The sequence below is a fragment of the Gammaproteobacteria bacterium genome, from assembly GCA_032250735.1.
GTDB lineage: Bacteria > Pseudomonadota > Gammaproteobacteria > SZUA-152 > SZUA-152 > SZUA-152.
In genome coordinates this window covers 14417-27841 of record JAVVEP010000029.1, presented here as the reverse complement: position 1 = coordinate 27841, position 13425 = coordinate 14417, and the positions used below count along the sequence as shown (strand labels likewise).

The window sequence follows — 13425 nt, the reverse complement described above, 5'->3', positions numbered from 1 at the left end:
GCATGAATGATTCCCATGGCAGGGTGAGCACTCCCTATCCATCAGGCATCGTTGAGTTTGGTGCAATGGTGGGCAATGCCCACCCTACGTCTGAAGGGCGTAATAACCGAAGTCGCATGAATGATTCCCATGGCAGGGTGAGCACTCCCTATCCATCAGGCATCGTTGAATTTGGTGCAATGGTGGGCAATGCCCGCCCTACGTCTGAGTGGGTAGGGCGCAATAACCGAAGGGCATTGCGCCGCATTTCACGAGACAAATCACAAAATAAACAGGAGAGGGTGTAATGGACAGCAAATCAAGGATGATATTGCAGGTGGGTGCTCCGGATCCGGAGTTAACCACTTCGCCGATTATGGAAGAGCTGGATGAGGATTTCGAGATTGTCGCCCAGGAGGTGGAGGAACTGCCGGACTGCTACTTTAACAGCAGCCGTTTTCGCAACGGGGAATATGTCTGCAGTGGCAGTGGTGAACTGCTGCACTGCGCCCACGGCCTGTGGGTGCGCGAGGGAAGCTGCGACCCGGACAATCTGTAGCAGCAGCTAATAGAGAGAACCAGGCTGCACGGTTAAGGACAACCAAGGAGACAGCATGGCCATCATCGGCATCGATCTGGGCACCTCGAATTCCGCGGCGGCGATTCTGCGCGGCGGCCGACCCGTCATCATCCCCAGCGCCGAGGGCATCAGTCTCGGGGAAAGGCTTTTCCCAGTTATGTCGCCATCACCAAAGACCAGCAGACCCTGGTCGGCGAGCCGGCCCGGCGTCAGGCCAGCGCCAATCCCGAAGGCACCGTCAGCGGCTTTAAGCGCATGATGGGCCGGCGGGAAACGATCCGCCTACAGGGCCGCGATTTCAGTCCGGAGCAGCTGTCAGCCTTCCTGCTGCAAAAGATCAAACGCGATGCCGAGGCCTTTCTTGGCGAAAAGGTTGAGCAGGCCGTGGTCACCGTGCCCGCCTATTTTGACGACAACCAGCGCAACGCCACCAAGGATGCCTGCCGTATCGCGGGGCTGGAGGTCGCACGTCTGGTCAATGAGCCCACCGCCGCGTCACTGGCCTATGGCCTGGACCGTGGCGGCGAGGATCTGCGTATCGCGGTGGTGGATTTCGGCGGCGGCACGCTGGATGTCACGATCATGGAATTCGGCAGGGGCGTGTTTGAGGTGCGCGCCACCAGTGGTGATACGCAACTGGGCGGTACCGACATGGATCAGATCCTGCTCGATGGACTGGTGGCGCGCTTCCAACTGGAATCGGGGATTGATCTGCGGGACGACGCCCGTGCCATCGCGCGCCTGCGCGAGGCCGCCGAGGTCGCCAAGATCGAACTCTCCGCCAGCACCACGACCCATATCAGCCTGCCCTACATCAGCGCCGTCGCCGGCGAACCCCGGCACCTGGAGCTGGACCTTGGTCGCACCGAGCTGGAGCGTCAGGTGCAGGGCGTAATCGAGCGCTGTCGGCCGCCCGTTGAACAGGCGCTGAGTGATGCCGGCCTCACCCCCGGCGAGGTGGATCGCATCGTGTTCGTCGGCGGACCCACCCGCATGCCGGCGGTGCGCCAGTTCTTTGAGACGCTGTTCGGGCGGGCGGCGGAGATGGGCGTTGATCCCATGGAATGCGTCGCCAGTGGCGCCGCGATTCAGGCCGGGGTATTGAGCGGTGAACTCGGCGACATCGTGCTGGTGGACGTGACGCCGCTGAGCCTGGGAGTGGAGACCCTCGGCGGCGTGGCGACCCCGCTGATTCGCCGCAACACGCCCATCCCGGTAAAACATACCGAGACCTTTACCACCGCCGCGGACATGCAGAACGCCGTCACCATTCACGTCTATCAGGGCGAGCGGCCGATGGCGAGCGACAACACCACCCTGGGTGAATTCAATCTGGACGGCCTGCCGCCCGCCACGCGTGGCATTCCCAAGATTGATGTCACCTTCGACATCGACGCCAATGGCATTCTCAACGTCACCGCCAGAGACCAGGCCATCGGGAAATCGCAAACCATCACCATCACCGGCTCGAACCGCCTGCGGGAAGAGGATAAGCAACGCATGATCCATGAGGCGGAAGCATATGCCGCGGCGGATCAGAAACGCCGTGACGAGGCCGACACGCTCAACGCCGCGGATGGCCTCTGTTACCAGGGCGAAAAGATGCTGGCCGAGTTCAGCGACAAACTGACCGATGAGATGAAAGGCCGAATCGAGAAGGGCCTGCGCGACACCCATCGCGCACTGCAACAGAAAGACGCCAGCCTGGCCAAAACACAGGGCGAGGCGCTGGGCAGACTGCTGAAAGAGGCCGGGGTGTCGATCTACGCGCAGACGCCGGGGGTCGAGGATGTCTACAAAGAGCACAAGTATGAAGAAGAGCCGCGCGACGCAGGGCCCTTCGGTTCGGGCCCCCGGGGACATGTGGTGGACGCCGATTACGAAGAGAGCCATTAACGCCAGGCTGTCGACCTGTAACCATAACTATGTCCTCCACCACACAGCGCGATTACTACGAGGTGTTAGGGCTGACGCGTGACGCCGACCAGAAGGCGATCAAAAATGCGTTTCGTTCCCTGGCCCTGAAATACCACCCTGACCGCAACAAGGCGCCGGACGCAGAGGAAAAATTCAAGGAGATCGCCGAGGCCTACGGCATCCTCTCCGACCCCGACAAGCGCGCCCGCTACGATGCCGCCGGTTTCTCCGGCGTCGCCGGCTTCAGCGCGGAAGACCTGTTCGCCAACATCGACTTCGGCGACATCTTCGCCAACACCGGTTTCGGCATGAATTTCGGTGGCAGCCTGTTCGGCGATCTGTTCGGTCGACAGCGCCGGAGCCCCGTGCGCGGCAAGGACCTTGAGGTGCAGCTGCTCGTAACCCTGGAGCGGATTAACAGCGGCGGCAACGAAACGGTTCGCTTTACGCGGCTGGTCAGCTGTCCCGTCTGCCACGGTTCGGGCGCCAGGCCGGGGACCGCCCCACAGACCTGCAAAACCTGTGGCGGCAGCGGGCGCAAGGTGATCACGCGCGATGAGCCGCAGGCAAAGGGCCACGTCCACATTCAGCAGATCACGGCGTGTCCGGACTGCCACGGCAGCGGGACGGTGATTGCAAAACCCTGCAAGCAATGCCACGGCCGGGGCCAGGTCGAAAAACAGGAAACCCTCAAGGTGTACATCCCCCGGGGCATTGACGAGGGCACCTCGCTACGTATTCAGGGCCATGGCATGCCCGCCGAGCAACCGGGCGCGCCCGCAGGCGATCTATTTGTAGTTGTGCGCAGTGCCCGGGACGCGCGCTTCGAACGCGCCGGCGCGGATCTGTGGCGACAGGAGACCATTCCGGTGGTCGATGCCGTACTGGGCACCCGGATAAAGGTGCCGACCCTGGAGGGTGAAGTGGAGGTCACCATCCCCGCAGGCTGTCAGCCCAATGAGGTGCTGCGCCTGCGCGCCAGGGGGCTACCCGGTTTCAGGGGCAAGGGGCAGGGCGATCTCAATCTGCGCATCCAGATTCACATCCCCGAACAGCTCTCCAGCGCGGAGCGCGCCCTGTACGAACAACTGCGTGCCCGGAGATTCACGCAGAAATCGTCACCCACACCGGAACACAGCTTGTCACACACGCCACAACACACGCCAGCCACGCAATCGGCGAATCACGCTTCACAACACGCCACCGAGAATCCGACACCGCAACAGCACAGACACTGGTGGCAGAAATACTGGTGACAAAAATGCGGGCGATAGAAACCGTTGCGCTAAATCGTAGTGAGCCTGTCTTCAACTATACTGAAAACCCGTCATCGGAGATTACGCCAGGCAAAGGACGCCGACACTGTGGCCCGATTCAAACATATCCGTTATGCCGGCCTGACCCTGCTCATGGTGTTTTTCTGCGGGTCGTTGGCCAGCGCCGCCCCCAATCCGCTGGACCGCCATGTGCTGCTGCTGACGGTCGATCAACCCATCGGCCCGGCCACCGATGACTATATCCAGCGGGCGCTGGAGACGGCGGCCCGCCAGCAGGCCGCGTTGGTGGTGATCCGCATGGATACCCCGGGCGGGCTGGACAGCGCCATGCGCGACATCATCAAGCACCTCATCAGCTCCGCCGTACCCGTCGCCACCTACGTCTCACCCAGCGGGGCGCGGGCCGCCAGCGCCGGCACCTATATCCTCTATGCCAGCCATATCGCGGCCATGGCGCCGGGCACCAACCTGGGCGCGGCAACCCCGGTGCAGATCGGCGGCCTTCAGCCACCGGCCCCCGAATCGGCCCCGGAATCGGCACCAGGGAAAGCCGGAGACAAGACGCAGGCCCCGACCGAGGTGCCGCAGAAAACCGCCATGCAGAAGAAGGTCATCAACGACGCCGTGGCCTATATCCGCAGTCTGGCGGAGCTGCGCGGGCGCAATGCGGACTGGGCGGAAAAGGCGGTGCGCGAGGCCGCCAGCCTGCCGGCCAGCGAGGCCCTGTCGCTGGGGGTGATCGATATCGTCGCCACCGGCATGGGCGACCTGCTGCAACAGATCGAGGGCCGTAAGGTGCTGGTCGCCGGGCAGAACCGCCGCCTGCAGGTGACCGGCCTGCCGGTCCGGGAGTTGGCCCCGGACTGGCGCACCCGACTGCTGAGCGTCATCACCAATCCCAATGTGGCCTATATTCTGATGATGATCGGGATCTACGGACTGATCCTCGAGTTCTCCAATCCCGGCGCCATCGTGCCCGGCACGGTGGGCGCGATATCGCTGCTACTGGCCCTGTATGCCTTCCAGCTCCTGCCCATCAACTACGCCGGCATCGGCCTGATCCTGCTGGGGGTGGCGCTGATGGTGGCGGAGGCCTTTCAGCCGAGCTTCGGCATCCTCGGCATCGGCGGGGTGATCGCCTTCGTGTTCGGCTCCATTATCCTGCTGGACACCGAGGCCCCCGGCTTCGGCATCAACCTCGCGGTGATCGCGCTGTTTGCCCTGCTCAGCGCCCTGGTCTTCATCATCGTCATCGGCATGGCCATCCGGGCGCGACAGCGCAAGGTGGTGAGTGGCCTGGAGCAGTTGCTGGGTGGCGAGGCGAGTGTGCTCGGCGACTTCGACCAGCAGGGCATGGTCGCCATCCACAGCGAGCACTGGCGGGCGCACACGCAAACCCCATTGCACAAGGATCAAATCGTCAGGGTTACCGGCCTCAAGGGCCTCATCCTTGAGGTAGAACCGGTCGAGCCACCTCATCAGGAGAAAAAGTCATGACTGCCTATACCCTCTATTTCGTCCTCGCCATCATCGTGATGTTCCTCAGCTCGGCGATCCGCATCCTGCGGGAATACGAGCGGGGCGTGGTGTTCCTGCTCGGCCGCTTCTGGAAGGTCAAGGGGCCCGGCTTCATCATCATCATTCCGCTGGTCCAGCAGATGGTGCGGGTCGACCTGCGCACCATCGTCATGGACGTCCCCAGTCAGGACGTCATCTCGCGGGACAACGTCTCCGTGCACGTCAATGCCGTGGTCTATTTTCGGGTGATCGAGCCGGACAAGGCCATTATCCAGGTTGAGAACTTCTACGAGGCCACCAGCCAGCTGGCCCAGACCACCTTGCGCTCGGTGCTGGGCCAGCACGAGCTGGATGAGATGCTGGCCGAACGGGAGCGGCTGAATGCCGACATCCAGGACGTGCTGGACAAGCAGACCGACGCCTGGGGCATCAAGGTCATCAACGTCGAAATCAAGCATGTGGATCTGGATGAGAGCATGATCCGCGCCATCGCCAAACAGGCCGAGGCGGAGCGCACCCGGCGCGCCAAGGTCATCCACGCGGAGGGCGAGATGCAGGCCGCGGAAAAGCTGCGCGAGGCGGCGGAGATCCTCGCCCGGCAACCCACCGCGCTGCAGTTGCGCTATCTACAGACCCTCACCGAGATCGCCGGCGAGCGCTCCAACACCATCGTCTTCCCCCTGCCCATGGACCTGGTGGAGTCGCTGCTCAGCGGCAAACACAGTTCGTCGTCGTCGACGTAGGTGTAAGAAATCCAGACGGCATTCTGTGCCGGCAAACGCGGCGCAGCAAAAACCTCCCCACGTCCCGTTTGGCAGCACCCCTTCTGCCGGACCGGACAATCCCCGTTAGCCCGTGTTTTGCCTGATATCTCGCGTTTTTCCCCCACTTTTGCCCGGATCGACCACTGCTGCCCGATTCTGTAAAAAATTCCCACACAGGCCCTAAAGTAATCGCCCGCAGTAACCGCTAGGTTTGAAAACTGGTAGTTGTGTGGTTTGTATTGACAGGGGTGAGCGATGACAGGCAAGCAGGGGACAGGCGCGGAGGCTCTGCGCATTTGCTGTGGCGAGGTGCTGGACATCACCAGCGTGGCGGATTTTCGGCTACAGCTGCTGGAGGCCTTAACGACCAAGCAGCCTGTCGAGCTCGATGCCAGCGGGGTCGAGCGCGCCGACACGGCCGCCCTCCAGCTGCTGAGCGCCTTCATGCAGGACGCCCACTCCCAGCAACAGACGGTGCACTGGAAAGACCCCTCACCGGCCCTTCGCCAATCCGCGGCACTGCTCGGCCTATCCCCCTTTTTACAGCTCGAATCCGTCCCGACCTAGCCGCGAGGCCGTCTGGGGCACAGAAGACATTTAGGAGAACACGATGGCGAACATCCTGGCAGTAGACGACTCCGCATCCATGCGGCAGATGGTGGCCTTCACCCTCAAGGGGGCGGGACATCAGGTGACCGAAGCCGCCGATGGCCAGGCCGCACTGGACGTGGCCCGTGGTCAGAAATTCGACCTGGTGCTGTCCGACGTCAACATGCCGCGCATGGATGGCATCACCCTGGCGAAGGAGCTGCGCAGCCTGCCGGCCTACAAATTTACCCCCATCCTGATGCTGACCACGGAAGCGGGCATGGACAAGAAACAGGAAGGCAAGGCGGCGGGCGCCACCGGCTGGATCGTCAAGCCGTTTAATCCCGAGCAGCTGCTGGCCACCATCAAAAAGGTAACGGGTTAATCCTATGACCATCGACATGGAACAATTCAAAGTCACCTTCCTGGAAGAGAGCCTCGAAGGCCTGGAGATCATGGAGTCCGTGTTGCTGGAGATGCGCCCGGGTGAGGCCGACGCCGAGGCTATCGACAATATCTTTCGCGCCGCGCACTCCATCAAGGGTGGCAGCGCCACCTTCGGCCTGGATGCGATCGCCAGCTTTACCCATGTGGTCGAAACCCTGCTGGATGAGGTCCGCAATGGCGAGCGCGCCGTTACCCAGGAGGCCATCGTCCTGTTTCTGAGTTCGGTGGACTGCATCCGCGAACTGCTCAGCGCCGATCAACACGGCGAGCCTGTGGATCAGGAGCATATCAACCAGGTGAAGGCCGGCCTCGACAAGATGCTGGGCTCCCAACAACCCAAACTGGTGGCCGCCGCGCAGCAGACCGCCGCCGCCTCCACTGCGGACCAACCGGGTGGCACCGGCTGGAACATCTATTTCAAACCCTTCCCGGCCATGCTGCAATCCGGCAACGACGTGGTGCGCATGTTCCGCGAGCTGGCCGGCCTCGGCGAGCTACAGGTCGCAGTGGATATGGACGGCCTGCCGCCGCTGAGCGAACTGACACCCGAGGAATCCCATCTCAGCTGGAACCTTAGCCTCAGCGGCGCGGTGGACAAGGCCGCCATCGATGAAATCTTTGAGTGGGTGGATGACGACTGCACCCTGGAGATCACGCCACTGGCCGGCACAGAAGACTCAACAATTGCCGTTAGCAATGCCGGCGAACAGAACCCGCACAACGACAGCGGCCTGCAGGCCGTTGATCCCGCCGATGACCGCCGCAGCAGCGAGGATCGCCGGCAGACCGATAACCGCCGCAAGACATCCACCCCGGAATCCTCTTCCATTCGCGTCGGTATCGACAAGGTCGATGCGCTGATCAACATGGTCGGCGAGCTGGTGATCACCCAATCAATGTTAGGCCAGCTGGGTGAAGACTTCGACATGAGCCGGGTGGAAAAACTCAAGGACGGCCTCGCCGAACTGGAACGCAACACCCGCGAGTTGCAGGAAAGCGTGATGCGCATTCGCATGCTGCCGATCAGTTTTGCCTTCAATCGCTTCCCGCGCATGGTCCACGACCTTAGTGCCAAGCTCAACAAGAAGATAGAACTCACCATGTCCGGCGAGCAGACCGAGCTGGATAAAACCGTGATGGAAAAGATCGGCGATCCGCTGGTGCATCTGGTGCGTAACTCCATTGATCACGGCATCGAGTCACCCGCAGTGCGCCGCGCCGCCGGCAAACCCGAAACCGGCGTGGTCAGCCTGAACACCTATCACCAGGGCGGCAACATCGTTATCGAGATTACCGACGACGGCGCCGGCCTGAATCATGAAAAGATTTTCGCCAAGGCCGTCGAACGCGGCCTGGTCGGTCCCAACGATGTGCTGTCCGAAGACAAGATTGCGGAACTATTGTTCCAGCCCGGCTTCTCCACCGCCGATGTGGTGAGCGACGTGTCGGGTCGTGGTGTCGGCATGGATGTGGTCAAACGCAACATCATGGCACTCGGCGGCGGCGTCGAGGTGAAGTCCGTGCTGGGTGAGGGATCGACCTTCACCATCCGCCTGCCGCTGACCCTTGCGATACTGGACGGCCAGCTGGTGCGGGTCGGCGATCAGACCTACATTATCCCGCTGATCTCCATTGTCGAATCGCTGCTGGTGAACAAGAAGAACGTCAACAAGATCGCCGGCAAGGCCGAACTGTATCAATTGCGTGCCGATTACCTGCCCGTCATTCGGCTCTACGAGACCTTCGGCATCGAGCCCGACAATCGCACGCTAGATAATGGCCTGCTGGTCGTGGTCGAGGGTGACGGCAAGAAGGGCGGCCTGCTGGTCGATGAGCTGCTGGGCCAGCAACAGGTTGTGATCAAGAGTCTGGAAACGAATTTCCGCCGCGTAGAGGGACTCTCCGGGGCCACTATTCTGGGTGATGGCACCGTCGCGCTGATCATCGACGTGTCGGGCGTGGTACGCCTGGCCTCGGGTGACGGGGATCACTCCGCCGGCGGCGCAGTGGCAGCGGCCTGAGATAACACAGCATTTAATAAACGGTTTCAGGGCGCGGATTAAAGCGGCCCTTAAAAATTGACGCAGCACAGGCGAAAGCAAGAGGAGCAGGTCGATGGACGCAGCAAAAAATATTGCGCATGACATTCAGCAGGGCATGGAATCGGACGGAGACCAGTTTCTCACCTTCATGCTCGCCGGCGAAGAATATGGCGTAGACATTCTCCGGGTGCAGGAGATCAAGGGCTGGGACTCGGTAACGCCGATCCCGAATACCCCGGATTATATTCGCGGCGTGATCAATCTGCGCGGCACCATCGTACCGATTGTTGACCTGCGCCGTCGCTTTCATCTGGAGGCGGTGGAATACGGCCCGATGACGGTGGTGATCGTGCTCCGCGTCGAAGACCCCAATACCGGCAATAGCCGCGTGATGGGCCTGGTGGTGGATGCGGTGTCCGATGTCTACAACGTACCGGAAGAGTCCATCAAACCGGCGCCCGATTTTGGCAGCGTGGTGGATGTGGATTTTGTAAAGGGACTGGCGACGCTGGAAAACGCCATGGTGATCGTGCTGGATATCGATCGTCTGCTCAACGCCTCCGAGATGGCCGTTGTTGAGCGTGTGGCGAAATAGGGCAGGCGCATTGTGATGCCACAGTAGTACGCATTTGTACTAACGGGAAACAGACCTCACGTGAAGTAATGTGCGGTAACGAAAAGTAACGTGAAGTCATTGGAAGCAAAGAGAAACGGAGCGTAATGAAGGTGATCGCGGTAATCAACCAGAAAGGTGGGGTCGGCAAAACGACCACCGCCCTCAACCTGGCACATGCCCTGGCCCTGGCAGGCCAGCGCGTGCTGGCGCTGGATCTGGATCCGCAGGGCCACCTTGGCGTCGGCCTCGGCGTGTCGGAAAGGAATGTGCCGGGCATGGATGAGATCCTGCTCGACGGCGAACCACTGACCGACTACATCGTGCACACCCGCAACAAGCTCGACGCCATCCCCGCCGGCCCCGGCCTGGCCAATATGGAACACGTCAGCGAGGGCGGCACCCAGCGCGGCATGCGCCTGAAAAAGGCCCTGGCGCCGGTGGCCGATGACTATGACGTGGTGATGATCGACTGTCCGCCCGCGGCAGGCCTGCTGGGCATGAACGCGCTGTTTGCGGCCGGGGATCTGGTCATTCCGGTGTCCAGCGATTTTCTGGCCCTGCACAGCCTGACCCGATTGATGGAGACCCTGCAATTTGTCGAACAGACCTGCAAGCGGACCCTGCGCAAACACCTGGTAATGACCCGATACCAGAAACAGCGGCGTCTGGCCCGCGAGGTGCGCGAGAGTCTAGAGGAACATTTTCCCGGGCAATTAATGAAGGTCTCGATTCGCGAAACCGTGGCGCTGGCCGAAAGCCCCAGCTATGGCGAAACCATTTTTGAATACAAGGGCGCCGGCAATGGCGCCGATGACTATCGCAGGATGGCCGCAGAACTCACCACAGAAAGGTGGCATTAACAATGAACACTTATACAGACACGGCTGCGGTGCAGTCCGCCCCTTCAGAATCAAAACCCCGCAGCGGTGAATGTCCACTGCGTGGCATCGCGAAAAGTGTGCCGGCCCAGCACGTAAAAAAGGGGCTATTGGCAATCTACATGACGGTAATGATGGACGTTTTTTCACACTCAAGCTGGAACGGCTGGTAACGGAGATATAACGATGGCCCCTACGAAAAAAACAAAAATGGGCGCAGACCCGTTGGCATGGATGAAGGATGGCGACAAGCCGCCGGTTGCAGAAGTGAAAACCAAGCCGGTGGAAAGGCGGCGTACACCCCGGGTGAAAAAGCCTGAGCCGGGTTTAAATGTCGAGCTGCTGGAAGAGACCTTTGCGGCCCTCGCGCCACAGGGCGAGGCGCTGGTGAAACGTTTCTATCAGGAACTGTTCGCGCGCTACCCCGGGGTGAGGCCGATGTTCGCCAACACCAGCGTGGCGGAACAGGAAAAGAAACTGCTGGGCGCGCTGGTGCTGGTGATCAACAACCTGCGCAAACCCGAGGCGCTAGGCCCCGCCCTGACCAGCCTGGGTGCAAAGCATCACGGCTACGGGGCAAAGCCGGAGCACTACACGGCGGTGGCGGAAACACTATTAGACGTTATGGCGGAATTTGCAGGCGATCTCTGGACCGAGGAGGTACAGGGCGCCTGGACGGATGCTTTGAATACTGTCGCAACCACGATGCTGGCGGCGAAACATACTGGCAACACCCATATAGAGGACAAGACAATGGTAGCGAGCAAAAAGGTAGTGGAAGGAGGCATTCGTGATAACGATCAGATCATCCGCATGCAATCCGCGGTAGACGGCGCAATGACGGCGATCATGATGATCGACCGGGATTTCAACATCACCTACGCCAACAAATCGACACTCGATCTGATGAAAAAGCACGAGGCCACCATGCGCTCGGTGTACCCCGGCTTCAGGTCCGATGCCCTGATCGGTTCGAACATCGATGCCTTTCATGCCAATCCTGCCCATCAGCGCCAGTTGCTGAGCAATCCCAATAACCTGCCATACAAGACCGACATCCAGGTCGGGCCGCTGAAATTCTCACTGAATGTGACGGCGCAGATCGACGCCGCCGGTAACTACATCGGCAATACCCTGGAATGGGCCGATGTCACCGATGTTCGCGCCAAGGAAATCGAGGTGTCACGCCTGCAGTCCGCGGTGGACGGCGCGCAGGCCAACCTGATGATCTGCGACGCGAATCTGGTGATCACCTACTGCAATCCGGCGGTGATCGAAATGATGCGCCCGCGTCAGGCCGAGCTGCGCCAGATCTGGCCCGGCTTCGATATCAACACTCTCGTCGGCTCCTGTATTGACGTCTTTCATAAAAACCCGGCGCATCAGCGCGCCCTGCTGAGCGATCCCCGCCGCTTGCCCGCCAAGGCCGAGATGCGGGTCGCCGATGTGGAGTTTGAGGTCAATGCCACCATGATCACCGGACCCAATGGCGAGTACATGGGCAACATGGTGGAGTGGCGAGACATCACCGAACAGAAAGACGCCGAGCGCCAGATCCAGGGCATGATCGAAGGCGCCGTCGCCGGTCAGCTGAATAACCGCATCGATGTGGATAAATACGTCGGCTTCCTCAAGGGCCTGGGCGAGGGCATCAATAACCTGATGGACGCCGTGGTGGAACCGGTGCAGGAAACCAGGCGCGTCATCTCCGGCCTGGCCGAAGGAGATCTGACGCAGAGTATGGACGGAGAATTCCAGGGTGAATTCGCCGAACTGCGCGATGCCGTGAACGCCACCATGAACAAACTGATGAGCATGGTCACCGAGATCGGTACCGCCAGTGGCACCATCGCCTCGGCGGCCAATGAGATCTCACAGGGCACCGCCGACCTCAGCCAGCGTTCCGAGGAACAGGCCTCGTCGCTGGAAGAGACCGCCTCCAGCATGGAAGAACTGACCGGCACGGTACGCCAGAATGCCGACAACGCCCGCGAGGCCACGCAACTGGCCAGCGGCGCACGCGATGAGGCCACCAAGGGTGGCGAGGTAGTGGGCAAGGCGATTGCCGCCATGTCGGAGATCAACTCCTCCAGCAAGAAGATCGCGGACATCATCGGTGTCATCGATGAGATCGCCTTCCAGACCAATCTGCTGGCCCTGAATGCAGCCGTGGAAGCGGCCCGCGCCGGTGAACAGGGTCGCGGCTTCGCGGTAGTCGCCGCCGAGGTGCGCAACCTTGCACAACGCAGTGCCTCGGCCGCCAAGGAGATCAAGACCCTGATCAACGAGAGCGTGGAGAAAGTGGGCGAGGGCAGCAAGCTGGTCGATCAGTCCGGCGAGACCCTGAGCCAGATCGTCAACTCGGTGAAGAAGGTCAGCGACATCATTGCCGAGATCGCCTCCGCCAGCCAGGAACAGGCCAGCGGTATCGACCAGATCAACAAGGCCGTGGTGCAAATGGATGAGATGACCCAGCAGAATGCGGCATTGGTGGAAGAGGCCGCCGCCTCCAGCGAGGCGATGAACGATCAGGCCGCCGCACTGGATGACCTGATGGGCTTCTTCAACACCGGCGACAACAACCGTCGCGCAGCGGCTCCGGTACAGCGTGGCTCATATCGTGATTCACAGCGTGATTCACAACGAGGTTCACATCGTGAGCCACAGCGCGGCTCACGCCCCAGTGCCTCGGCCAGACCGGCGGCGCCCGCGCGTCGTCGCCCAGCACCGCGCAATGACGATAGCGATGGCGAGTGGGAGGAGTTCTAGGCCGCTACTCGCACATTAACCAACGTCCTTAGGGTGCCCTCGGGGCTAAC

General features: G+C 61.2%; 11 protein-coding genes and 1 pseudogene. All 12 read left to right on the top strand.

The annotated features are described in order from the left end of the window. A partial coding sequence (locus RRB22_13420) for a hypothetical protein (GenBank protein ID MDT8385402.1) occupies positions 1-287 on the top strand: 287 nt, incomplete at its 5' end. Beyond that, complete coding sequence (locus RRB22_13415) at positions 287-538, top strand: hypothetical protein (protein MDT8385401.1); 252 nt, start codon at positions 287-289, stop codon at positions 536-538. The genes RRB22_13420 and RRB22_13415, both read left to right, overlap by 1 nt. 55 nt (positions 539-593) lie before the next feature. Continuing rightward, positions 594-2455: pseudogene (gene dnaK / locus RRB22_13410) on the top strand (molecular chaperone DnaK). Between the two features lie 29 nt (positions 2456-2484). Then, positions 2485-3732, top strand: coding sequence for a J domain-containing protein (locus tag RRB22_13405; GenBank protein ID MDT8385400.1), 1248 nt, complete (start codon positions 2485-2487; stop codon positions 3730-3732). A 153-nt stretch (positions 3733-3885) separates the two neighbouring features. Then, positions 3886-5250, top strand: a complete 1365-nt coding sequence (locus RRB22_13400; GenBank protein ID MDT8385399.1) for a nodulation protein NfeD — start codon at positions 3886-3888, stop codon at positions 5248-5250. After that, positions 5247-6014, top strand: a complete 768-nt coding sequence (locus RRB22_13395) for a slipin family protein (protein MDT8385398.1) — start codon at positions 5247-5249, stop codon at positions 6012-6014. The genes RRB22_13400 and RRB22_13395 overlap by 4 nt, the downstream gene beginning before the upstream one ends. A 276-nt stretch (positions 6015-6290) precedes the next feature. Next, entirely contained in the window at positions 6291-6602 is a 312-nt protein-coding gene (locus tag RRB22_13390; GenBank protein MDT8385397.1) for an STAS domain-containing protein, read from the top strand. 43 nt (positions 6603-6645) lie between these two features. Next, complete coding sequence (locus RRB22_13385; protein ID MDT8385396.1) at positions 6646-7008, top strand: response regulator; 363 nt, start codon at positions 6646-6648, stop codon at positions 7006-7008. Between the two features lie 4 nt (positions 7009-7012). Then, positions 7013-9091 carry a chemotaxis protein CheA gene (locus RRB22_13380; GenBank protein ID MDT8385395.1) on the top strand — a complete coding sequence of 693 codons (2079 nt, stop codon included), beginning with the start codon at positions 7013-7015 and terminating at the stop codon, positions 9089-9091. 94 nt (positions 9092-9185) lie between these two features. Next, complete coding sequence (locus RRB22_13375) at positions 9186-9707, top strand: chemotaxis protein CheW (protein ID MDT8385394.1); 522 nt, start codon at positions 9186-9188, stop codon at positions 9705-9707. Positions 9708-9832: 125 nt separating this feature from the next. Continuing rightward, entirely contained in the window at positions 9833-10588 is a 756-nt protein-coding gene (locus RRB22_13370; protein ID MDT8385393.1) for a ParA family protein, read from the top strand. Positions 10589-10792: 204 nt separating this feature from the next. Then, the gene (locus RRB22_13365; protein MDT8385392.1) at positions 10793-13375 is read left to right on the top strand and encodes a methyl-accepting chemotaxis protein; all 2583 of its coding nucleotides are present in this window, start codon (positions 10793-10795) and stop codon (positions 13373-13375) included. Positions 13376-13425 lie beyond the last annotated feature (50 nt).

Excerpts from the sequence above, each read along its gene's own strand:
- RRB22_13415 (MDT8385401.1), top strand. The coding sequence starts at position 287 with ATGGACAGCAAATCAAGGATGATATTGCAGGTGGGTGCTCCGGATCCG.
- RRB22_13405 (MDT8385400.1), top strand. The coding sequence starts at position 2,485 with ATGTCCTCCACCACACAGCGCGATTACTACGAGGTGTTAGGGCTGACG.
- RRB22_13400 (MDT8385399.1), top strand. The coding sequence starts at position 3,886 with ATGGTGTTTTTCTGCGGGTCGTTGGCCAGCGCCGCCCCCAATCCGCTG.
- RRB22_13395 (MDT8385398.1), top strand. The coding sequence starts at position 5,247 with ATGACTGCCTATACCCTCTATTTCGTCCTCGCCATCATCGTGATGTTC.
- RRB22_13390 (MDT8385397.1), top strand. The coding sequence starts at position 6,291 with ATGACAGGCAAGCAGGGGACAGGCGCGGAGGCTCTGCGCATTTGCTGT.
- RRB22_13385 (MDT8385396.1), top strand. The coding sequence starts at position 6,646 with ATGGCGAACATCCTGGCAGTAGACGACTCCGCATCCATGCGGCAGATG.
- RRB22_13380 (MDT8385395.1), top strand. The coding sequence starts at position 7,013 with ATGACCATCGACATGGAACAATTCAAAGTCACCTTCCTGGAAGAGAGC.
- RRB22_13375 (MDT8385394.1), top strand. The coding sequence starts at position 9,186 with ATGGACGCAGCAAAAAATATTGCGCATGACATTCAGCAGGGCATGGAA.
- RRB22_13370 (MDT8385393.1), top strand. The coding sequence starts at position 9,833 with ATGAAGGTGATCGCGGTAATCAACCAGAAAGGTGGGGTCGGCAAAACG.
- RRB22_13365 (MDT8385392.1), top strand. The coding sequence starts at position 10,793 with ATGGCCCCTACGAAAAAAACAAAAATGGGCGCAGACCCGTTGGCATGG.